At 51.8% G+C, this 23,607-nt stretch carries 13 protein-coding genes; 8 read left to right on the forward strand and 5 right to left on the reverse strand.

Features of this window, described 5'->3' with window-relative positions; genetic code table 11:
- The first annotated feature begins 2 nt into the window (after positions 1-2).
- From C2E25_RS11295 to C2E25_RS11320, 6 genes are all read left to right on the forward strand, one after another.
- A complete protein-coding gene (locus tag C2E25_RS11295; protein WP_233189412.1) occupies positions 3-962 on the forward strand; it encodes an amino acid ABC transporter permease in 960 nt (319 codons plus the stop codon).
- Positions 955-1,689: an amino acid ABC transporter ATP-binding protein gene (locus C2E25_RS11300; RefSeq protein ID WP_103115841.1), complete on the forward strand. Its 735-nt coding sequence runs from the start codon at positions 955-957 to the stop codon at positions 1,687-1,689. Before C2E25_RS11295 ends, C2E25_RS11300 begins: the two co-directional genes overlap by 8 nt.
- 172 nt (positions 1,690-1,861) lie before the next feature.
- Entirely contained in the window at positions 1,862-2,734 is an 873-nt protein-coding gene (locus tag C2E25_RS11305; RefSeq protein ID WP_269845111.1) for a DMT family transporter, read from the forward strand.
- 239 nt (positions 2,735-2,973) lie between these two features.
- Positions 2,974-3,471 carry a hypothetical protein gene (locus C2E25_RS11310; RefSeq protein ID WP_103115843.1) on the forward strand — a complete coding sequence of 166 codons (498 nt, stop codon included), beginning with the start codon at positions 2,974-2,976 and terminating at the stop codon, positions 3,469-3,471.
- A 32-nt stretch (positions 3,472-3,503) separates the two neighbouring features.
- A complete protein-coding gene (locus C2E25_RS11315) occupies positions 3,504-5,870 on the forward strand; it encodes a hypothetical protein (protein ID WP_103115844.1) in 2,367 nt (788 codons plus the stop codon).
- Positions 5,870-8,902, forward strand: a complete 3,033-nt coding sequence (locus C2E25_RS11320; RefSeq protein ID WP_103115845.1) for a site-specific integrase — start codon at positions 5,870-5,872, stop codon at positions 8,900-8,902. The genes C2E25_RS11315 and C2E25_RS11320 overlap by 1 nt, the downstream gene beginning before the upstream one ends.
- A 3-nt stretch (positions 8,903-8,905) precedes the next feature.
- Here the strand turns inward: C2E25_RS11320 and C2E25_RS11325 are convergent, their stop codons facing one another.
- Positions 8,906-9,727, reverse strand: a complete 822-nt coding sequence (locus C2E25_RS11325; RefSeq protein WP_103115846.1) for a hypothetical protein — start codon at positions 9,725-9,727, stop codon at positions 8,906-8,908.
- A 132-nt stretch (positions 9,728-9,859) separates the two neighbouring features.
- Between C2E25_RS11325 and C2E25_RS11330 the strand changes: the two genes are divergently transcribed.
- Positions 9,860-10,558, forward strand: coding sequence for a helix-turn-helix transcriptional regulator (locus tag C2E25_RS11330; protein WP_103115847.1), 699 nt, complete (start codon positions 9,860-9,862; stop codon positions 10,556-10,558).
- A 105-nt stretch (positions 10,559-10,663) separates the two neighbouring features.
- On the opposite strand, the gene C2E25_RS11335 is transcribed toward C2E25_RS11330, so the two are convergent.
- Entirely contained in the window at positions 10,664-16,552 is a 5,889-nt protein-coding gene (locus C2E25_RS11335; RefSeq protein ID WP_103115848.1) for a DEAD/DEAH box helicase, read from the reverse strand.
- Positions 16,539-20,012, reverse strand: coding sequence for a hypothetical protein (locus C2E25_RS11340; RefSeq protein ID WP_103115849.1), 3,474 nt, complete (start codon positions 20,010-20,012; stop codon positions 16,539-16,541). The genes C2E25_RS11335 and C2E25_RS11340 overlap by 14 nt, the downstream gene beginning before the upstream one ends.
- 25 nt (positions 20,013-20,037) lie before the next feature.
- On the opposite strand from C2E25_RS11340, the gene C2E25_RS17500 reads away from it, so the two are divergent.
- A complete protein-coding gene (locus C2E25_RS17500; RefSeq protein ID WP_158247228.1) occupies positions 20,038-20,208 on the forward strand; it encodes a hypothetical protein in 171 nt (56 codons plus the stop codon).
- A 192-nt stretch (positions 20,209-20,400) separates the two neighbouring features.
- Here C2E25_RS17500 and C2E25_RS11345 read toward each other — a convergent pair whose 3' ends face one another.
- Both C2E25_RS11345 and C2E25_RS11350 read right to left on the reverse strand, forming a co-directional pair.
- Positions 20,401-21,465 carry a DUF4145 domain-containing protein gene (locus C2E25_RS11345; RefSeq protein ID WP_103115850.1) on the reverse strand — a complete coding sequence of 355 codons (1,065 nt, stop codon included), beginning with the start codon at positions 21,463-21,465 and terminating at the stop codon, positions 20,401-20,403.
- A gap of 269 nt (positions 21,466-21,734) precedes the next feature.
- A complete protein-coding gene (locus C2E25_RS11350) occupies positions 21,735-23,552 on the reverse strand; it encodes a helicase-related protein (RefSeq protein WP_146032955.1) in 1,818 nt (605 codons plus the stop codon).
- Positions 23,553-23,607: the final 55 nt, after the last annotated feature.

A 23,607-nucleotide genomic window follows, 5' to 3' on the forward strand; every position in this document is an offset into this window, starting at 1 on the left:
AGGTGAACCCGGATAATAAAACCTGGCGCGCCAAACTGTTGCTGGCGGTCATCCTCTTCGGGATGGCCGCCGGCCTTTATGGCGCCACTCTGAAAATCGACTACACCTGGCGCTGGAACCGGGTGCCGCAATATTTCGTTTACAAGAACGAAGAGTTGCACAAGGCACCCTTTGACGGCCGGGTCGGCAAAATCACCAGGCAGGGAGAAACCGCCGTCATCGAACTGATCGGCGATGCCGGAGAAAAGGACCGCGTCACCGTCGACGCCGATGCCGTCGAGGTCAGCGAAGACGATCTGCTGTTCGAAGGCGACACTCTCGGCGCGACCCACCAGTGGCGGCTCGGACCGCTCACCCTCGGGCTCTGGACCACCCTCTGGATCTCCTTCTTCGCCGGCATCATCGGCATGGTCCTCGGGCTGATTACCGGACTCTGCCGCATCTCCCGCAACGCAACCCTGCGCGGACTGGCCGTCACCTATGTTGAGTTAGTACGCGGTACCCCGCTGCTGGTACAGATCTTCATCTTCTACTTTTTTGTCGGCACCGTCCTGAACCTCGACCGGATCGTCGCCGGCATCGCCGCCCTGGCCATCTTCGCCGGCGCCTATGTCGCCGAAATCATCCGCGCCGGTATCCAGTCGATTCCCAAAGGACAGACCGAGGCGGCCCGTTCGCTCGGCATGACCGCGACCCAGAACATGATCCACATCGTCCTGCCGCAGGCCTTTAAACGCACCCTGCCGCCACTGGCCGGACAGTTCATCAGCCTGATCAAGGACTCCTCGCTGGTCTCGGTCATCGCCATCACCGACCTGACCAAGAGCGGTCGCGAGGTTATCACCTCCACCTTCGCCACCTTTGAAATCTGGTTCACGGTCGCGGCCCTTTACCTGATTCTCACGGGGATCTTGTCCCAGGTGATCGCCTGGATGGAACGGAGGCTCGCGGTCAGTGATTAAAGCCAGCAACGTTACCAAGATATTCACCGGCCGCGGGCAGGTGGTCCGCGCCGTCGACGGTGTCAGTGCCGAAATCGCCCCCGGCGAAGTGGTGGTCATCATCGGCCCCTCGGGGTCAGGAAAATCGACCTTCCTGCGCTGCCTGAATGGGCTGGAACAGTTCAGTGACGGCCATATCGTCATCGACGGTGTCGATCTGGCGGACAAGAAGACCGACATCAACAAGGTCCGCCGCGAGGTCGGCATGGTCTTCCAGCAGTTCAACCTCTTCCCCCACAAGACGGTGCTGCACAACATCACCCTGGCGCAGAAAATCGTCCGCAAACGGACGCTGAAAGAAGCGGAGGAAAAAGCCCGCCAACTGCTGGTCAAGGTCGGCATCGGCGAGAAAGAGTCCGAGTACCCCAGTCGCCTCTCCGGCGGCCAGCAGCAACGCGTCGCCATCGCCCGCGCCCTGGCCATGGATCCGAAGGTGATGCTGTTCGACGAACCGACCAGCGCTCTCGACCCGGAAATGGTCGGCGAGGTGCTTGACGTCATGAAACAACTGGCCAAAGAAGGAATGACCATGGTCGTGGTCACCCACGAGATGGGTTTCGCCCGCGAGGTTGCCGACCGGGTGCTGTTCATGGATGCCGGCAAACTGGTCGAAGAAGGCGCCCCCGAGCAGATCTTCAGCAATCCCCGACACGAGCGGACCCAGCTCTTTCTGAGCCAGATATTGTAAGAGAAAAAAGCGGCCAAGGGCGAAAGGTTAAAGGAACGCCAAGAAGGCAGAAACAAGAACCACGCAACACCTTAGCCCTTAGCCCTTAGCCCTTGGCCGCCCTTCATATCAACCCCTTCGCCGCCCCCAAACCATGCCGCACGCCACCAACAACAAGTTGATCCCTCTGGCCATGGCGCTATTCTGCGTCCTGGTCTGGGGGATATCCTACGCAGTGATCCGAGAAACGGTCCAGCAGATCCCGCCGCTGACCCTCGCCTGCCTGCGACACCTGTTCGGCGCCCTGCTGCTCTGGCCCCTGACCCGCGGACGCTTCGGCGCGCGGCGGATGCCGCTGAAGCACCACTTTGCTATCTGCGGCCTGGCCCTGGCCGGCATCACCCTCTATTTCGGTTTCGAAAACCACGGTCTGAAACTGACCTCCGCCTCCCATGGCGCCCTGCTGATCGCCCTGATCCCCCTCGGCACCGAAATCGTCACCGCCCTGCAGAAAAGACGGCTGCCGACCGCCGCCACCTGGCTCGGAACAGTACTGGCGCTGACCGGTGTGGCTCTCCTGGTCGGACAGCAGGACGGTGTCGCCGACCCCGAAGGAGATCTGCTGATGCTGGGGGCCGTTGCCAGCTGGATCGCCTATACCTTCGGGGTGAACCGGTTCGCCGGACGTTATCCCGGCCTACTGCTCACCCGGCAGATCATGTTCTACGGCGCCCTCACCCTACTGCCCGGCATGGTCTGGGAACTGGCCCGTACACCCTATATATTTCCGACCGCAGGCGCCTGGATCGGCTTTGCCTACCTGACCGTCATCTGCTCGGTTGTCGGCTACGACTTCTGGAACCGCGCGGTCCCGAATCTCGGTCCCAGCGCGGTCAACAACCTGCTCTACCTGTTGCCGCTGGTCGGTGTCGTCACCGGTGTCCTGGCCCTTAATGAACCGGTCACCCCGACGCTCTTTTCCGGCGGCGGACTGATTCTCGGTGGTGTGATCCTTGCCGGCAGGGGCCAGCGGACCAGGGCACGGGAGTCCTGCCATGCCGGCTGAGCAAAAGCACTCCATCCTCCGCGAAGGCCTCGCCGCCGCCTGGCCGATCTGTCTCATGCTTCCCCGAATCACCTCCCCACAATATCTGACAAAAACCGCATAAAAACTGACCTAGCAAAGCCTTTCCAGCCTCAATGACAAAGGCATTTTTTATTTTTGTTTTTATCTAGATGGGCACAGAGTAAAGTAATCTACGAACTGATGTTTGCACACTAGGCTGTTTTGGGCTATGCTGATGCATGGCCATTCTGATCTCATACACTCAGATTCGCCTTGGCGACATCCTCCCTCCCCCAGCCGAGTACCTGGACAAGCTCGACCTGTCCTCAATTCGATATCAGCTTCCGTCAGTCACCACAGAAGGGCACTTACTCAGCCCGGAGGCGGCCATCTTATTGGCCCACAGCCACCCTATCTTTACCTGGAAAAAAATGGCAATTGCAGGATTGCGGACATACTGCGCGTGCTGCAATAACAGCCTTGAAGACATCAAAATTCAAGTAGGGGTATTGCCGACCAAAACATCCCTTGAGGACGTCATTTCCTTTGCCCGTCAAATTGAGATTATCAACCTGGTGCAGGGTTCCGTAGCCTCGCCTATCCCGACAGCGTTCAGCCTTGTCAAAAGATTCAACCTGGAAAACCTCATCCCATTGTTTGGCAAATCACAGCGGACCATCTCGCGACACCTTAAAATTGCGGAACGCACCCTGCAAAAACACAGGCAGAAGACATGAGACCTCAAATCTCTCCGACAACCAGAAGTTTCATGAGAAGGCTGGAGAGGACCACAAGCATTTCGGCCAAAGAATTCCAGATTTTTTTATGGCTGTTTCAGAACCCGGACCTCCTGCACGGCCTTGTCTATGTTTTGGCGAATCTTTCTTTCATACTTCCTCTCACAGTAAAAATTCCCGACGGCCAATTCAGCCAACCCGTTCTCAAATTACTGAAACGGATCGTCGAAGAAGCCCCCAACCTGTCAAACACCTCCAAACAGGAACTGGACACCTATTACACGAATTTCCCCAGGGCACTTGACTCCAACCTGGAGGGCATATATGAAAAGTGTCCGGTTTATTCTGCCCTTGGGCACAAGCCCAAAGACCCCACGCCGAACTCTCATAGTAGATATCGGGTTCTACTTGCACAATTCCTGACCTGCCACCTCCAACGAGACAGGAGGCACCATCGAATTGGGGAATCGACTATTGAGGGTGCCTGCCGCGCAATCAGGGAACTTTCAGAACTTCAACATCTTGATTCCCTCTTACGGCTTCCCGCCGAACCGATTCCAACAAAGGAATATTTACACTTCCTCGAGGGACTTTCACCGGACATCAAGATTCCATCCTTCCCCAAACTGCTTCAATTTTTTCGAGTTTCACTTGAAATAAAGAAACCCCGGGAAAGACATCTCCCCAAGGACGACATCCCTGAGGGCGAAGATGAAATCGAGACAACTGAACCGACAGAGGAATTTCCGCCCCGTGCGCCCAGTGCAAGAGGTAACAAACGCAGAAAAAACCGCATCAACAGATTTGAACTTGAAAAGAGCAGGCAGAGGGCCAAAGGAAAACGCAACGCCATCATCAGGCGAAATGCAAGACTCCCAATCGACCTGAACGAGATCAGCCAAAACGATCTCTACGTTCTCCTTGACTCTCTCCTCGGCAAATCCGAGGACTCACGCTTGCCAACCGACACTGAAATCAAGGCGCTCCTCCTGACCATATTGCTGACCGGAAACACCTTGCAGGAAACAACAAACTTCATCATCACCCGTACCCGTCCCCTTCACGTGGGCAGGGGCCAGGCGTTCCTTTATTGGGATGAAGAAGAGAAGTACTGGTATCTCCCTTCCCCTGGACCAACGATCATGCCTCCCGCCGTGGAGACCCTTCATCAATATTGTCGAACCATTAAATGGATCAGGCTTCCGCTCACATTACATACATCCGAAACACTTTCCCCTTATGTCGAGGAACGGCTCTCCGGGCAGGACGGGCCCCAACAGATGTTTACACTATCCCCTTCACAAGCCAAGGCGGCCTGCCAACAGTTTCTCGACACACTAAAAAAAACGCACGACACGGAAATCACACTTACAAACCTGAGTCGCTACCTGGCGTTCCAGATCGAACGACTGCCCAGCTCGGACAGGGCTCAGGCCCAACTGGCACTGGGTGAAATGACTGCCCCCAAGGCCCCAGAGCAAGACTCTTCGGATGATTCCGAGCATGAAGAGCGGACCGACATTGTGCTTCATTACAGCAGTTTTACCGTCGCCTCACTGCAGGCAAAGTACCTCGACGCAGTCCGCCAGATTGAGGCCATCTGGCTCTCGTGCGACCCGCCCACCAACTTCAAATTCCATCCGACACAAGAGGAGCAAAGCACCTATCTCGGTACACCGTTTCGGTTACGAAGAGAGGTGGTGAGAGACATAATCGGAAAACTGAAAAACCGCATTGAAGAAGATTACCAGGCGTACCTGGAAGACCCGACAACGCTGCCACAGTTTCACCGCACCTTTCTCACCTATTCATCAAGCATGATCAACATGGCGGTTGCCATGCGTGCGGTCAAAGACTGCGCCCTGCCGTGGCAGCGCATCAATGCCGCAACCTCATTCGCCGTCATCTGCGACAAGGATGGGGGGAGCTACTCTACGAGCCGGCGCGCCTGGCTGCCTCCCTTCGTGATGGAACAGATACAATTTCTGGTTGAACATGTTCGCCTGCTCTACAACGAACTCGTCCCAAAATCGCCCACACTTATCAAAGCATTCGGCCGTCACCTTCCTGGCGACTCAACCAGACATATTACACTTGCAGACAACCTGAATGCCCACCTCCTGGCTCCTAAGGATTTACGGAACGAGATTTTCCAGATCACTGGCTACCAGGTGCGTGGCAACTGGCCCCGTCCCTATTTGCGATCGAATCTCCTGGAAGCCGGCTGCCCAGTCGAGTCGGTCGATGCCCTCCTTGGCCATGCAGAAGCAGGCCAGGCTCCATGGTCAAAATCATCGGCCTTTAACCCCTCGGACTACCAGAGAACGATGGAAGACTTTCTCGTAACCCTTATGACAGAAGATGGATGGACGAGTGTCCGCGGTCTCGGGAGGGATTAATGAAGCCCCCCTGGAAGAGTCTGTATCAAAAATCAGCCCCCAAACCAGGTAAAGGAAAAACTGGCCACAAGCACCTCTGGGCAGTTATCGAAAAAGTCCTTACCGAGCGAGTCCCCGCGATATGGGATGGGCAGCGAGATCAGGCAATCTCGGAAAATGAATTTTCCACAATCGAAGCAGCGATAAAGAGGGAACTTCCCCGCCAGTTTCGAAAAGCCATGAATATTCTGGCGGACGGTTTCACTACTGGGATAAGGTCCCTGGGCTGGGATGTTCCAATCCCCGACCATCACCACAATATCCGCGACACCCCTTCTCTATATACCCCTGACTCGGTCGAAACTGCACAACAGTTCCAAAAAATAGAAGATTTATTCCTAAGCCGACTGAAGTCTCTCTGGGAAGGGAGTTCAACAACCCAGCGCATTGGAGTTCTTCTGCTATCCGCGATTCTTTACGGCGGACTCCATCAAAAACGCTGGCTGAACGCATGGCTGCGCTCGTTGGCCAAGGCCCCCAACATATGGGGAGACTGGCTGTGGCTCCACCTGGAGTGGCGTCCACAGGACGCCCCCAAGCGAAAACGCTCGCACCGCATGACAAGCTGGAATCTCAACCGGACCTGGGTCGCGGACCCGGTCACCGAACTGCTGATACTTAACTGGCGCCAGCACTTTCCGAACGAACACGAAAAAATCAAAGGCGAATCCCCTGAAGACATCCTCAAGGCCGCAGTTGAATACATTGGCTGGGAAAAGCCGCCTGGCAAACAGCTGGTGCACTCTCTATCCGGGATAGCCTCCAGTCGCGACATCGATGTCCTGCCCGGTTTTCTCGTCGAATACCAGTCCGGGCACCTTCCCTGCACATCCCTGCCGCCAAGTTCGCTACAGAGGTTTTTCACCGGCGAGGTACCGCGCGAAGAGTTGACCTTCTTGCCGCATACAACAGCCCGCCAGCGAAAACACAAAAGAATTGCAGAAGAGACCCAACCGTCTGCGAACGTCGAAAAATCAATCCGCTTGATCGACGGTTTGACGTCCTTCATCAGACACCGCAGTCAATCAGCCCGCGCCATTGCAGGACTTTCAGAAAGCAACCAGTCCCCTTGGGAGAAAATCACCACCGCGAAAACCCTCAAAGCCATCAATTCGGTGCTCAGACACGGCCGTCCCTATCTCACGCCCGCGGCACGCCTCCTCCTCGAATGGGGTATCAGTCTTTGCGAAAAGGCGAGCTCTCCCCTCGAACTGCGGAAAGGTTCACCCCTCGCCCCTTCTTCAATCGCGACCTATTTATCCCTCATCTCCACCGGAGTACTGGAAAATATCGACACGGATGAGCTGCGTGACCTCACCGGACTTGAATTCGAAATCCTCTACGAAACTGTTCTCTCCTACCCGCACACTACCGCCCAGAAGATCCGCATGGCGGAGCGGCTGCAACAGTTCCATGGATTTCTAACGGCCAAATTTGGCGACATCAGCGAGGTCGATTTCAATGAGATATTCGCTTGCTACGGGCTACCGTCGAAACGTGTCAAGGCCAACATTATCACCTTCGCGGAGTATCGCGCCCTCCTTAAATCCTTCGGTTTTGATCGCTCCCGACGGGGACGCTGGGAAGAAATCTACCTTGTAATTCTGATCCTGGCATTCCGTTGCGGTCTCAGGCGAAGCGAGATCCACGGTTTGCAGATTGCAGACATCAAGGACCTGGTGCGGGCCGAGATACGGATCAGACCGGGCCGCTTTCGCGACCCGAAATCAGTCACTGGCAACCGGCGTATTCCCCTTTACGCTCTGCTTCCTGCAAATGAGCTGAAAATTGTCAGTAACTGGCTGAAGAAACGGCAGTGCGAGGAACTGGACCGCACCCAACCACTTCTCCAGCATCCGGAGACCGGAGACTGTCTAATCCCGCCCCATCGCCTGTTCGACCCGGTGGTGCATGCCCTGCGCTCCGTCACGAAAGATACGACTCTCTCATTCCATTCGTTCCGTCACGCCTTTGCTACGTTCACTCTGCTAAAACTTGTTTGGCCGAAAGATCTAAACGTAAAAAACCTTCCGGCGGGACTCCGGGACGAGTCGTTCAGCCTCGACGCCCGTACCAGGCTCGCACAAGACCTGCTTGACAACCAACAGCAAGGGGTACGAAAACTTCACGCCATTGCCATGCTCCTTGGCCACGCTGAGTACGGGATGAGTTTCCGTAGTTACATTCACCTGACCGACTGGCTCCTTGCCGTATTCAAACGACAAGACATTTGCCTGCCAATGGTATCGAACAAGGCGTTAGGCCAACTTGCAGGACTTTCCGAACAAGGCGTTTTCAAATGCAAACGCGAGAATCCTTCTCGTTCGGCAATGTTTCAGAACCAACTCCACAACAAGGTTCAACGTTGGGGGAGTCAGTGGAAACTGAAATTGGACAGCATCACACCCACGCCGATCATGCATGAGAAAACTGCTGAGGATATTTTCTGGCTGCCTCCCTGGGCGATGGCTCTTGGAGAGTACCTCAAAGCGGCTCAAAACAACTCAGATCTTATGTCACCACCCTCCGGAACGGATGCGACCATGGCTAAATTGATGTACGAAAGACTGAGAGACCTTAAAAGTCGTCGCATGATGTTTGCGAGAAGAGTTATTCCGAAATTTGCCGAAACCTACGATGTGGATCACAGTGGGTTGGTAACAGACAGCCTCAAGCAGGCGCAGGAACTTCGGAAACTTCTTGAAATGTTGAATCTCTCAAGCATTCGCCTTGAGGCCCATTATCGCGTTTCCAGATCACAAACAGTGGAGGAGAGAGACAGGATCATTGAAACTTGGAGTGAGGCCCTCAGAGTCCCCAAGGAACAGGTCAAACAAAAGGATTTCGGTCCGGGCAAAGGATTGGTGGTTCTAAAAGTTATGCAGGAACGACAAAGTGTAAGAGGGGACCGGGAAGCCATTGCTTCAGGCGGCTGGCGATTTGTGCTGGCACTTGTAAACCATCAAATCCCCCCCCAAAAAAAACACCTCTGACAGTTACTGCTCAAACTCCAAGGCGAGCTGAGCGGCCTCTGGGGAATCAACATCCATCCCCTCCGGGTACTTAATATCTAAAATGTCGAGAATCAAAAGCTTCCCTCGCCTAAAAACTCCCCAAATCTCAAGTTTTGTGTCAGATATGGCTGCAAGGTGAACTGCAAGAGCTTTTCCAGTGAACTCGAGTTTCCAGATTTTGTCATCATTGACAGTGCCTGTCCAACATTTCCTGTTGCCAGCGTCAACAACTCGCAAACAGACATCAAACACATCCGCTTGACGCTCCAACTCAGCCAAAGTCATATGAGGCTCGATCTTCTCAATCTTCTTCCAGAACGGGCTAGTTCCTTGCGGGATGTCGCAATAAATATCGTTAGCAGATATCCGAATCGGGACATGCCCTACATGTTTATGTAACCGCATGAAAAAATTACGTATTTCTTCAAGATATTCTTTGCTAATTTCCTCTAGAGCTGGTTCAAATTCTTTTGGGTCAATTTTCAGCAAATCCAAGGAAACTGTCTGATGTTGAATATAGCATTCAAGCAATTTCACAACATACTCGCATGACACTTCGCTATTGAAATGTTTTTTAATTGGAACAACATCACTGGAACGAAATTCATTGACCTGAATGACTAATTTTATGACCCCTCCTTGAGCCTGAAGAACGTCAACCTCAGGCGCAACAAGCGCTGCTGCTTCGATAGGAAGCATTTTTACCAGCTGGTCAAAACCTTTGAGTAACGCACTGCTGGCACCCACGATTATTTCCGGATTCTTCCCATTGCCCAAATCCATTGTGACCCGGATGCCATCCATTGCCCTAGCAACCTCCCTTGAGCTAGCCACCACTAGCGGCTACCAACCAACTTGAAATAACTTCACATATGAGAGATACTACACAGGCCGTAATATTTTTCAACCTTTTTCACTTTTTTTATTAATTCAATAATGACTGATCCTCGAGACATACTAATAGCGACCCGGCAAACCCTCGGCATGACCCAGGGAGAGTGGGGAGACATTTTAGGCATCAGCGCCCAGCAGGTTTCTGCGATTGAAAAGAAACGCTGTGAGCCGACAAAAACTCTTTTAAAACTAGCGGTGCATGAATTTGGAATCGACCCAGAGGTTCTGGGACTGGGCGACACCCCTCCTAAAAGAACCCTGGAAGATCGTTCCAGAAAGGCATTTTCACACCTGGTCTTGGCGGCCTGCGTGACGGCTCCGGTGCTTCCGGCCGTTGCGGGGACGGTCGCTGCCGGTGTAGGAGCAGCTACCGTAATCATGCGCTTGTTGGATGCCTACCAGGCTAAGAATGAAGGTGAACTCACGGAAAAGATGAATATAAAAAGGGGGGTGCTCTGGAAATGGAAGAAAACGGAATCCGTCCCCTACAAATATCTCATCCAGGCATCAAGAGAGACAAACAAGACGGTTGACTGGTTCCTGGCAGGAGGGGGAGAAAAATACGGTATGCAACTGCTGGCCGATACTGTCACTGCGCTTGAGGAAGAATTGCAGAGCAGTGGATCTTCCTTAAGTCATAGCGACAAGGGGAAAGCCATAGCTTATCTGTTCGGTGAATTTTCAAAAATCGGCGCAATTGAGCAAGACAAGATCAAAAGCATTCTGAAATTGTTAATGTAAGAAAAATTTAGACCGGTCCCCCCTCCCGGGCAATCCGCCTGCCTTCCCCTCGGCTCATGGAACATCCCCATGGCAGCAATACAAAATCACTTCATATTCCAGAGATCATTTGTAATAGTAAACAGTCGTATCTCGACGAGGATCGAACAGGTGGTCAAGGCCGCCTGACATATCAAAAAAATGCTTGTCAGTACATCCATCGGCGGAAACAACTTCGAATTCCATGAAACGATCATGAAACCCTTTCGCGTGGGTGAAAGGTATGACATTCACAACAAATTTCTTGATGGAGGGAAACCTGTCTTTTAGCTGCCCAGACAGTTCCTTTTGAAGAATAAACGACTGTTGATACCGTTCATGTTTGAAATGCTGCTCTTTGCAAAAAACCGTGACCTTCTCAACCGTTTCAGCAATCTCAATGATCGTTGCCAAAAACCTTATAAGAGCTTCCCGTTGAAACCCAACGATTCCACAATATGGGTCTCGAATTGTAAGATTCTGCACATATTGCTCTTTAATAGGATCAAAAATTTGAGCATATTCTCGGGGCGCTCCCTTCTTTAAGCCCCAGCGCAGAACCGGTGCGTGCTCCGACAGCTCCTCCGGAGAGAAATATTTCGTCGCGTTTTTGAGCGACATCATTCGAGCAGCCAGGTTGCCCCCTGCTTTTTTTGTGTAGCAGGGGTCGGGCAGCAATGGACCAAGAATCGAAACAGCCGGCCGGTCGGAAAAAACTGAAAAACAGCTCTTTTCATCCCCTGCAAAGAGTCGGGGAAGAAGCTCCGCGTCAGAAAGCTCCTTTAAATCCAGCCAGCCGACATGAAAACGGCTGTCTTTGGCAAACGGGTACAAATAGCGCAAAACTTCCCTGAATTTCGCAGGCACTTTCCCAGCGGAAAGTACAGGCTTATCCCGAAACAACATGGTGGCAGTATTCCCCTGATTTAACCAATCCACAAGCCATTGCCTCGTTTTGGCGTCACAAGATTCGTCAGAAGGGGGAGAATAACCCAACAGGGTGACATGCTGCATGCCGGACAGCTGCTCTCCCAACATTCCCAAGCTCGGCTTTTCCCAAAGGGAGCAACCCATTTCTTCATAGGGCCCCGGAAGCTCTTCGGTCGTGAAGGATTCCAGCCAGGGAATGACTGCATGTCGATCGAAGAGATCCCACGAAAGCTGATTGGAATAATCACACAGACACGATGTACAAGCCGAACTGCAGTCTCGTCTACAATCCAAGACATTCAGAGCAGACTTCAACAAATCCTGCAAGGACACCGATTCGGAAAGTTTGATGCAATACCCCGCACCACCAGCGATGGCATCATAAAGAATGACTTCAATGTAGCGGCCGGACCTTCGATATGTCGCCCTTAATTCCTCAGCTCGAATGTCGAGCAGAGTCGCAGCAGCAAACCTCATCGCTTCAGCCAGGGTACGAGCGAAAGCTTCCTGGCTCTGTTGAGCCTTTACCCCCTCACCAAGCGTCGGAATCTCCCGATTCAGTCTCAGCAAAAGGACATCTGTTTCAAAAGTGTGGGCAAGGTCCAATGTGTAGTTAAGTTTGGTATTTTTACAGGGCCTTCCCCCAATCGGATCCCGATGCTCCCGGGTCACGCCACCAGGTTTTGAGGCAGGTTCGCCATAGTTGCACCGCGGACAAATATGATAACCATACTTCCTTGGGCCCCGATTAAGAATGACCAGCCTACCCTCCTGTTGCCCCTCATCCACAGGCACAGCCCTCAAAACTGCCCGGCGAACAGACGGGTGATCCGTCGTTGTAAACAACTCATCCCGTGGGATTGTAATCAACCTGGCCTCGTCTGCCTTTTTGGGGCGACGACGGTGCATACCGGGATCTTTGCCGATCCTTTCGTCATAGTGTGTTACAAACCCCTTGGGCTCAATATAGGAACGAATATTTCTTTGTTTTTTGGATCCACAGTTGCTGCATATGGCAGGAACATCCTCGCGAGCGATTGCTACATCAACATGATGGCACTCCGAGCATGCAACATAGTACTCAGTCGGCATGAACATTTTGGGGTAATAAGCCAACCCTGAACTTCTCCAGATACGACCATTGGCAACAACCTCTGAGGACGGTGCATACTCACTGATCCCCAAGGCCGCATCACGACTCAAGACAACTTCTCCCTCACCAAAACCGAAGGACTGCTCCTTTTCCTTAACCACCTCCAGGCTCAAACTGTGAACCGGAAAACTATAGGTCGGTATCAACCCTCTTTGAGATAACTGTCCGACTAGAAATTGCCCCATAAATTGACTCTGCATGTTCAACCAGTGCCGTTTTGATCCGACAGCCCTCTGTCTTTCATTTATGGTCACTGCCGCAGCTTCATCTTTGTCACATTCCAATAACTTTTCATGATAGCGATCCCAGCGCTCGTAAACTTCCTGCGCAAACCTCATCAGATTCTGGCGAAAATGTTGCCTCAGTTCGGAACTCGCTAGTCCAATTGAAGAAGGTATATGTCCGGGCAAGAGTTTGATTAGATTTTCCGCCTCTTCGAGGAAGCCTGCACCGGCCTCGCTCTCAAGCCAGAAATTGAGATCTTCACTGAAGGCTTGAAATTCTGAGGCACCAAAGGAGTCATCAAAGAAATCGGACAAAGAAGGAGCATTCTTGCTGATGTCCTGAATGCGATGTTTCAAAAAGCCGGACAAAACTATGCCATTCTGATGGCGGCGAAAAAGCTGCGGGTTATCGAGTAGGAAAAAGGGGATTGGGGCCTTTCCCTCAAGGTAGGCACGGAATTCACGAAAACAATTTTGATCGTAGTTTGAATTTTTAGCGACCGTGACGCAGAAAGGGGCTGCCTGAGCACGGCGCCCGGCACGCCCGGTCCGTTGCTGATAGTTGGCAATACCTGGCGGTATATTCAGGTTAACGACTGCTTCCAGTTCTCCTAGGTCGACCCCCATTTCCATGGTTGTCGTGCAACTCAATAAATTGATTTTGTCCTCGGCAAACTCCTGCTCAATTTTTTCCCGCAGATCCGTGGAGAGGGCCGCAGTATGCTCTTTGGCCCGAGGGATCATCCCCTTTCCAAACTCATAGCTGTAGACATAGTGATTTTGGGCTCTTAATCTTTCACGTTCCTCACCGGTGAATTGATGGGTTTGCCCCTTGCACCTGAAAGCCGAGCAACGGGAATTGACGACATGCCTTTGCAGCAAACCGCAGCTGTTGCAAATGTGGAGAGGTGTCTGACTTGCCGATAAAAACTGCAGTTTTTCTCCGTCAAGGCCAAAGCCCCTGTCAAGCTTGATCAAAAGATTGAGCTCGTCAATCGTCTCCCAGAAGAGGGCGAGAAAATCTCTTGCCTCAGACCATGACCAACCAAGCTGTTCGACAAGATACCAACTCCTTCTATTGTGGACCTTATCGCCTTCGGGTGGGCTCCACGTGTGTTTGATGCGCGGATCTGTTTTCTTGAATTGAAATGCCTTGCTATGGGCAAAGACATCACCCCAGATGAATGGATCGCGCAAATCTACGTCAAACAGATTGCCAATGGCTTTTTCACGTCGAATTGTTTCGAGAAAAAGATGTGCCAGGCTGTCAATTTGGTCGTGGAATTCTGCCGGCGTGTTTTCCTGAAGCGTCTTTATCAAGCGTTGCATGCTTCGCTTGGGATAGGTCACCTGGACCAGGCCCATTGCCTCCAGGGAGTTTCTTCGTCCTGTTGGAGTACAGAACTCTGCAGCAATGCGCCCCATCAGCAACGGCTTGATCTTGCGGCGGTCTGAAACAAATCGGCCGTCATCGACAATCATCCCCGGTTGGCCATGCTTGTGCCAATAACGGAAAACTTTATCAGCCAGCAATTCAAGATCCATGGGATCGTCATCGGGATCAGCAGCCATCAAGACTTGGTGGATCGCTGTTCTCAAGGCAAAATCGCCACCCGTTCTTTCGAAATACGGGGCAAAAAAAGCCGCATCCTGACGATTGTCGGAAAAGGTAAGGAGACTTCTTCCCTTCATGGGCCGATCATGTTGGGAAGGAGGTAAGGCCTCCAGAACCTTTTGAACAATGACGGAACCAAAGGCCTCGTTGCCAGGATGCATCCTGGTCACAACTTCCATGTCCGTCAGGCCCGTTGAGCCCCCGCAAGCCAGGCATTTTCTAACATAATCGCCCTCATCATCCTCGTTGCGAACTGTTGGCACCTCGAAGATCTTCATTTTGGGTCCCTCTGCGGGGTCCAGCTCGCCAGAGAGTGGATTAATCACCTTGTTACCCGCCAAGTCCAGCTCTGCTTCTGGCTCTTCACTCAAGTCATCAATTTCATCCGCAGTCGGGTTTTCCGGGGGACTCCCCAACCAAAAAACTCTTCGAAAAGCAGTGGAACCATCACCGGGTAACCGGGGGTGCAATTGCCCACCGGCTTCAAAGCCTTCGAAATAGGGCTGACCACACTTTCGACAAACAAGCATCGGGAAAAACGGTTTCCCGTCAGCATCTTGGTAATGTCGAAAAGCCTTAAGACTCCCCCACCCTTCAGAGGAGCTTTCCGAAAGAGAGACACAAACCCCTTCAATACTGTTGGCAGCCAGATGATAACGGCAGGGGAGAAGCGGGAAAGATTGGTCATCTTTCCTGGCAAGCATCCCAACGTGAAGCACGGCGCTCAATGCGGCAGAGTTCTGCCGGGGCACGTCCTGTTCACCGAAAACAGACCTTGCGACATCGAGAAAATGGCTCACACCATTCTTCTGAAGAAATTGCGATACGCGATGGATCTCTGCATTAGCCGCAAAAATGTTAAGAAGCTCGACACCTAATGAATTGGCTGAGTTCAGACTCGGAAGCTTTTCCGTCAGTGCATTTTCGGCTAGATGGTCTTCCCATGTCCTGACATCAAGCTTTCCGCTATCAACCATCCCCTGCAGGATTTTTCCAATAGCGATCCAGGTGTCGACATCCAGACTGAACGACGCCTTTTGGGAACGAATATGTTCATGCGGAATGCGCTTACCCCGAACAACATGACCGACCTTTTCTCCGAACAGGTCTGACGCAAAACGGCAAATCTTCTCATCCGCATCCTGCCCTTCGGGCAAACTTGCGCTGGTACCAAAAACCTGAAGTGGTTCGGTACAGCCGAGGCGATTTTTGAGTTTGCGAAGGAGATAAGCAACCTCCGTGGCCTGGGCCCCGCCATACGTGTGGATCTCATCCAGCACGATCATGTTCAGTGTATTTTGTGCAAAAAGGGGCGCATTGCGTGGCAGGAGCAACAGATGTTCAAGCATCGCATAATTCGTAATCAGAATATGCGGCGGAGCTTCCAGCATTTCCTCCCGTGTCAGAAGCCAATTCGACGGGACCGAGCGACTCTGAAGGGCCGCCATCAATTTGTCATTCTTCTTGAGCTGGCTCTCAACATCCCGACGCGGGGTATTGGCCTTGACATGAGAGGTAAACCGCCCAAAACGGATTCCATGGGCTGCTAAAAAATTTCCGAATAAAGGTGCTATCCGGTAGTAGAGCTGATCATTCGCCAGCGAATTCATCGGATAAACAATCAGACAGCGGACCCCCGGACTTTCCAGATTCCCGTCCCGCAAAAGCCGGTCGGCAATTGGAAACAGAAACGATTCTGTTTTACCGCTGCCGGTACCGGTGGCGACCATCAGACTTTCTCGGTCGCGGCAGGCGAGCTTCAGAGCCTCTTCCTGGTGTTTATGCAAGGGCCGTTCAAGCCATTCCTCGGGCAAGGCCCGAAAACCTTCATGCAAATAGCCGGCATCAAGAAAATCCGCGATCGATTGCCCTTTCTCGAAATCAGGCAAGGCCTCAACATACGGCCCTTTCACGAGAGTCTGATCATTGAGCAGGGAGCGGAATTCTTCCTGAAGAGAGGGATAGCGCCGACTGATAGGCAACGTCGTCGGGATGTAACGCCGCAGAGTTTCCCGGAGCGTTTCAAAGAGAACGAGCGGATTACTGTCTGACATAGATCACTCCTTCTTGATGATCGACATCGGCCTTGAAGGCAGCCTCCCACATCATCAGATAAAACATGAACAAATCCTTTCCGAGAACGAGCAGGTACCCGAGAACAAGGTCGAAATCCTCTTTGGAACCAAGGTGCTCGATGGCCTTTTGCTGCACTGTTTCCAAAGTTCCCGGGCATCGGATCTCCCAGCGACAAGCCCGCGCATAATGGGAAAGAAACCGCGTGATATGTTCAATGTGGTCTTCTTCAACTGAAATCTGAGCCTCTTCGTCATAGATAGCCGTGGAAAGATTGAGGAATCCTGGGCCTGAGGTCAGATGACTCGGGGCTCCTTGCAGAGAGATGGTCCTCAGATTTCGACAAAGGGAGAGTGCCTTTCCACGCCGATACTCGTTGCCCGTCATGGAAGCGCGATAGTTCTGAGTTAACTTTTCTGACGCGAACCGATAGTGCAGTGCGCCAAGGTAGTCACCCTCACCAGGCTGCCATTCGTGTTGCCTTAACAACCTGAGCCTTTCCGACAGATCCTCCATTTTCAGCGCCTCTTCAAACCCGGATAAGGAGAATTTTTTCGGGGGTCTTCCAAGTTGCATTTCCCTCGGATTGGAAAACCCGAAGGCAGCCATATTGTTGAGGGTCCCATTCTGAAGCAAAGGCAACACCCCGTACTTCATCTCGCCCAGCACCATGAGACATTTGAGGCTCATCAACTGGCGTCGGTTGGGCAGGTTTCGGTAGGTCTTGCCTAGCTGTGAATAAAGTTTGGGGAATTTTGACACCAGGGAAAACAACGGCACCCAACTCGGGTCACTGGAATCATCATGAACTTCTTCCGCCAGAGTAATGATCCGCAGGCGGGGCGTTTCTTCATCAGCAAATTCATCGGTGAGCCTGGCCCACAGAAATCCGAGCCACTCGATCTCTCTCCATGCCTCGGGGGCGTAGCAATCTAAAAGTCTCCGATGTATGCGTTTGAGAATGTTTTCTTTTTCCGCGGTCGACAGGTCCTTGATGTAGCTCCAGTTCACCTCAGCGGATTTATATATCTGGTTTCCAACAACTGGCAGACCAACCGCATAATGGTCATTACGAACATTTGAAAAACGTCCCCACCGTCCATTGATTTTTCCACTCAAGGAAATAATCCAGGCGCCATTCGGCCAATTCTCGAGAAAAAACTCCAGCTCGTGTTCATGCGTCATGTCCTGCCGGCTCGATGAACAGGACAGCCAGACCGAAAAGCTGCCATCACCTTGGACCTTGGATGCATTACACCTAACTGACAACTCCTTTTTCCAGCCGGTAATCATGTCCTTGATTATGAGACTGACCTCTTCCACTTCATCTCTTGTACTAAAACGTAGAACATACTTATCCACGTGTTGCGATGTACGGAAATCAAGAATCTGATGAGGGGCGACAAGCCGAAGCAGGTCTTCGTGTACCTGGGAGTTGTGGTCGATGAAAATGAGCGTATCGGCACCTGGGCCAAGAAAGTCAACCAGGCCTGCTAGCGGAATACGCACCCTACCGACCCGGTCGAAATCAGCAGGCTTACGATACTTCCCGAGCTGGAAGACACCATTGCTGCTGGAGAAAATTTCCAATACTTCACGGGATCGGACTGAAACTGAAAGGGTCGATCCTTTCTTTAAGGGCCTTTCGATCGTTCCCTGGTCCTGGTAGTCGAGCAGTTGCATAAAAACACCGGGAACAGACCATGTGAAAGGTTGTTTGCGACGGTCCGTGACCTGAAAAACCATCCGGAAAAGGCGCTGATCTTCGTTTCGGAATGTAATCAGGCCATTGTCGTGATCCACCTTGACATTGTCGCATTCAGGGAACAAAAGGTTCGTTTCAGGGGGTAACTTCGTACAAATAAATTGCGTCCTGTTTCTGACCCCTTTCAACCCGTTCCACACGTTGATCGCCGAACGGGTTTCCGCACGCTGAAACCCCTCGCGCTTTAATTCAACCAGGAGTCTTGTCAGCCCAGGAGACCATTGAGTGCAATAGTCTTCCATATCAATCCGAAAGCGCCCTCCATCTTCAAAACATACGGGCACCTCCACCGCGGGACCCAGAGTCCCCGGTTGAAGCTTCAATACATACCGGGTGTCTGCATCAACAAAGAGTTCTTCCGGAACCTTGACATCAAGACAAAGACCATGTGAAGCAAACAACTCATTTCCCTGGACCCCGCGATATTTCTGTCCAGTCCAAACCAATGCGGGCTTTGTATCTGCCTTGAAGCAAGCCCTCGCGGGACCACGTTGGATCTCGAACGACCCAGCTGGGTCCAGGCTCATGCGATAAACAAAGAGTTCGTGCTCGTCTGCAAGACACTCGAGTTGGTCATCCAGGTTTGACGGTTCGAATCGTAACAGCAAATCGTACTCGCCAGGCTCAAGAAGAAGGGCTTCTTCCTGCCCCAAACGCCCCCTGCCCTTAAGATCACCGTTTTCTGAGAAAACAAGAAAACGGTTATTTCGATCATCTTCCCAAAGCTCGGCCGAGGTCTGCTTGCCGCTGTGCAGGTCAGAAACCGCAACTTTCCCCGGTAGTGATTCACTGAACGGAACAAACCTGGCTTCAAGCAACCCCGCATGCTCCTCTTTGCAACCATTGCACTCTACTCGCCAGGTGGAGTCTTCCCCCGGGGGCAGTTCGACACCCAGAAGGCCATCCCTGAAAAGAATTTTGGGGATCGCCAGAACCGGGCTCTGCCCACTATGGGTTTTGGCCTGACTTTTTTCGAGCCCGAGTGCCAGACGTTTTTCGATCTCTGGCGAGTTCTCGTCCGGAAGATACAAGCCATCCCGTATTTTTAAAAACAAGCGTGTATAAAAGCCCTCATCGTCTGCCTCTATCGCCTTTTGAACCGACTTGGACATATATCGGACTCGATGACGCAGACCCTGCTGCCAAAGAAGGATCGATGCCGGATCGTCATCATCCGGGCATCCGACATCTCCAGCATGAGATGACATTTGTTGTGCCAGTTCTTCAACATACCGCAGGGGAACGCCAGCCTGTCTGAGATACTCCTCGACCATGTAGTTACTGCCGCTACGCCGAGGAGAAACCGACATACCCAGCCTGAGACAGGCACTACGGACCGCCTCCCAGAGCTTTTCCTTTTCCCTGAGAGTAAGTTCTGTCTTAAGGGCTTTCTGAATAAATGGATAAACTTCATGATTGCCGTGGGTACCGAAGCCTTCTGCAACATATTGGATCAGATACGTTGCAAATACGGCAGGCCAGCGTTGCAGACAATCCAAGTACAGCCTTAAAGGACGTCCTGTAGCCTTCAAGCCTGCGGCAATTGATTCTTTCAAGACCTCATATAAACAATCTGCATAATGGCCCAAAAAGGGAAATTCGCCTTGTCTTATGGCTTGTTGAAGACTCTTCTCCAAACCATGCAGTCTGATTTTTGTTTTTTGATCGAAGTACATCTATTCCTCCTGGATGACGAACTCGATGGCAGAACAATTCAGAAAAATGACCAGGTGGCATTCCCCGCAAGAGGAAATGATTATGCTTGAGTTGATGCTAAAAGCGAAGAGCATGCCAAGCGAAGCAAAAAGGAAACAACAAGCAAATACAAAGACTTTCCCGACAGAAAAGAAAAGACCAGCGCCTCAAGGGTAAATAATTTTGTGTTTTTTAAAAAAGTTTATGCCAACAATTGTAAACCTAGAGGGCATTATAAGAACCATTTCTCAAAAATTTCTCAAATTGAGGATGTCAGATGCTTAGCCGACAGCACAATTAGAAACATGCGACCGTCACGACCTTGTCAGCGGATAACCTGACCTCCCCATCCCACCGGTAGCAACCAATTCACCACTCCGCATAAAACTGCACCACGCTTCTCAGGCTTGTCAGAACTGCAACCAGATCCTCCTCCCGCAGCTCTTTAGGTTTGTATTTGACCTCATTTTTGGCATGTACAGCTTCATTGCCAAACACCCGCAATGCATGGAAATGGCTAGCGATCCAGGGGGCAACCACCTGTTCATAGTTCAGCATGGTGATGTTATGGACAAGCAGTCCCTTGTCCTCCAAAGAGCGCTCGGAAATAAGCTCTCTGACCATTGTCTCGACCAGCTTGCGACCCAGGGTTGAAACCAGCTGCAGGTAAATCTTCTTGTCCTGCAAGGCTGTCAGTAGCGGCGCAATATGGGCCGCCATTTCTCCCTGATTGAATTTGGAACACCCTTTCAACAACACAAGGATCTCTTCCCTTAATGCCTGAACGACGCTGCCCTTCGCCGAGTCGATGGCCTTGCGGCCCAAGGCCTGGTTCATCGCTTCGTTCCAGTTCCCGAGAGAGGATTCTTCATAGAGATAGAAATTGACATCTTTCATGTTGCGGGATGTTTTGAGCCAGGTCGTAGCACGCTTCAGGAGTATCTCCATAATCTTCTGTCCCGGGTAGCCTCGCCGCCCGGCAAGGAGAGGCAATGCCAGGCTGGAGAAGACCACGTCTTTCTGCTCGAGGGCCGCAAGAGAACCAAAAAGTGTCCAGACCACATCGTCATAAACATCGAGCGGCTCGGTGGAAAAGTCTCTTATCGCCGCAGGACCTGGGATTCTGACAACGAAGAGAGCTTTACCGGGATAATTTTCAGCTGTGGGCTCAACGGGAACCTGGAAAGTCCCCACGGTGGGGTGCCCTGGCAGAACCAGCAGGGGATAAAAAGAAGAGAAATTGATATCGAATCTGGCAGCAAAAGATTTAACCACCATCCCGGTCAGTGAACTGCCGGCTCCAGCATGACTTGAAATAGCGATGAGTTCATCCTGGGCGGAGCAAAGATCTCCATGATAGAGATTAATCGACCGCAGGCCTGTCGCTGACTCGATGGTTGTCGTATTGACCAGAACTGTCGAAGACTGATTCATTACTCTCCCTCCGCCTCACGTTGAGTGAAAACAAACTTCCGCCTTCTTCAGAATCAGTCCTCTCATATATTGCACGAGCTATCGACTGACAAAAGCCCTATCCCACTACCGCTAGCCACAGCAGAAAACCAGATTAGACAAAGCGAGAAACAACCGTGCGGGCATGCCCTGGACATGGACACACAATCGACACAATACCGGAACATGTCGATAATTTAAGATTTTATCGACATATCCAACAAAATCGTTTGCGGGGCCAAGCGGCTTATCTAATTATTTTCCAACCACAAACAAGAAACCCATTGCCTTCCTTCCGGATGAAGATCTCGGTTACTAACTTGCGCCAGACGGAAATCTGCAGCTGCTTCCAGGGATTCAAAAATCCTCCTCGCCTTGTCCTTGTCTGGCTGAATCTCCCGGGAGCCCGCTGAGATCTTAAGCCATTCTCCAAAACCAGCAGGGTTGAGACGAACCTTCCCATCTCCATCCCATAAGACCGCTGCATACTCCTGTCTCATCCGCTTGCCCTGGTCATCCTGCCAGCGCAACACCCCGGTCAACAAAACGTTTCCCTCTAAACCACTACTGGCAGCACTCTGCCCGCCAAAATCGTGGGCTTTGGCTTCTTTCAACAAAACTCCCATCAGCGGGGAGTCAAGATCCAGCATCTGAACCCCGGGGCGCGAGGACGCCATGACACGATCAAAGGTAACCGTAAAGCGTGGCTTCAAACCCGGCTCCTTCTCAACCAGATCATCCGGAACCCGAATCTGCAACACTGATCCGTGGTGCGTCTCTGCGACGATTTCGATCCTCAACTGCCTGAACATCCCGCGCACAAACGCCTCAAGGTGCTCAGAACCGATCTGCAGTTCATTCTTTGTTTCTTCCGGGTCAAAAGAGGCCGCATACTCGAAAAGTTCCCGCTGTTTAGATGATGCCTCCCGAGCTCGGGCCAATGCTTCCTCGATCTTCTCTTTCGTATGCGCCAAACCGCCCTGCGGCAATTCTTCCAGAACCTCACGGATATCGATCAGCTCGGCGAGTTCACCAAGGATGTCATCCTCAAGTCCCTCACGGAACTCCTCTCCGACCTGGGCCATATCTTTCACGACAGCCGAAATCCGCTCGTACATCAATCCCAAGATCTCCTCATCCATCGTATTCGGAGCATGAATATTGAAAACCGCAACCTTTTTCTTTTGCCCGTAGCGATACAGACGTCCAATCCTCTGTACCAGACGCATCGGATTCCATGGCAGGTCATAATTGATCATCACATGACATTTTCTCTGCAGGTTGATCCCTTCCCCACCAGCCTCGGTAGAAAGAAGAAACAGAGCCCTATCCTCAAAGCGTGCAATTGCTGCCTTTCGATCCTGGTGCTTCATGGAACCGTTGATCAACTCAACCGAATCCTCACCATACTTCTCCCGCAGAGCTTCCGCCAAGTGATTCTGAGTACTCCTGTATTCAGCAAAAATAAGGATCTTCTCTTCCGGGTTGGTACTATGTATTGCAGGAATAATATCGTCCCGTAAGCATTTGAGTTTCCTGTCATTTGCAACAAGCGCCCTCGCCTTGTCGATCAGATCTTCAAGAAGTGAAATCTCTCCATCAAAAAAGGCAGGATCAAACAACCCGGCCTGTTCAAGCATTTCTCCTTCGAATCGAGAATCGAACTCACCAGACTCCTCGCCAAGAGGCGGATTTTGCACAAAGGAATCACCTGAACGTAGATTCTCGAGACGACGCTCCAGAGACGCTAGAATTGCAGCGGAGCTCGATGCTGCCAGCTTGCGATACGTAGTCATGACGAAACCGATCGCCTGCCCCTTCAGCCCCCTGGAAACTCCGGCTGCATAGCCAAGCCGCAGATAGTTCTGCAAAGCACGGTCAAATTCGACCGTCTCTTCTCCAACATCAACCCTGACTGCCCTAGTCGTCTTCCCCTGAAATATAAAATTCCCATCGGCATCGGTAACGTCCGCCTTATGGTTACGAATCACCATGTGCTTTAAAAAGCCAGGCGAACTTTCCAACCTGCGAATTTCTTTTTTCCATTCAGGGCGAAGAAGCTCCAACAACTAGTAATGCTAACCTAAAATTGACCAGCAAACAGGGGTTGTGCTAACCGAAAAT

Origin of the sequence: Geothermobacter hydrogeniphilus, from assembly GCF_002898515.1 — a bacterium.
GTDB lineage: Bacteria > Desulfobacterota > Desulfuromonadia > Desulfuromonadales > Geothermobacteraceae > Geothermobacter_A.

Excerpts from the sequence above, each read along its gene's own strand:
- C2E25_RS11305 (WP_269845111.1), top strand. The coding sequence starts at position 1,862 with ATGGCGCTATTCTGCGTCCTGGTCTGGGGGATATCCTACGCAGTGATC.
- C2E25_RS11310 (WP_103115843.1), top strand. The coding sequence starts at position 2,974 with ATGGCCATTCTGATCTCATACACTCAGATTCGCCTTGGCGACATCCTC.
- C2E25_RS11315 (WP_103115844.1), top strand. The coding sequence starts at position 3,504 with ATGAGAAGGCTGGAGAGGACCACAAGCATTTCGGCCAAAGAATTCCAG.
- C2E25_RS11320 (WP_103115845.1), top strand. The coding sequence starts at position 5,870 with ATGAAGCCCCCCTGGAAGAGTCTGTATCAAAAATCAGCCCCCAAACCA.
- C2E25_RS11325 (WP_103115846.1), bottom strand. The coding sequence starts at position 9,727 with ATGGATGGCATCCGGGTCACAATGGATTTGGGCAATGGGAAGAATCCG.
- C2E25_RS11330 (WP_103115847.1), top strand. The coding sequence starts at position 9,860 with ATGACTGATCCTCGAGACATACTAATAGCGACCCGGCAAACCCTCGGC.
- C2E25_RS11335 (WP_103115848.1), bottom strand. The coding sequence starts at position 16,552 with ATGTCAGACAGTAATCCGCTCGTTCTCTTTGAAACGCTCCGGGAAACT.
- C2E25_RS11340 (WP_103115849.1), bottom strand. The coding sequence starts at position 20,012 with ATGTACTTCGATCAAAAAACAAAAATCAGACTGCATGGTTTGGAGAAG.
- C2E25_RS17500 (WP_158247228.1), top strand. The coding sequence starts at position 20,038 with ATGGCAGAACAATTCAGAAAAATGACCAGGTGGCATTCCCCGCAAGAG.
- C2E25_RS11345 (WP_103115850.1), bottom strand. The coding sequence starts at position 21,465 with ATGAATCAGTCTTCGACAGTTCTGGTCAATACGACAACCATCGAGTCA.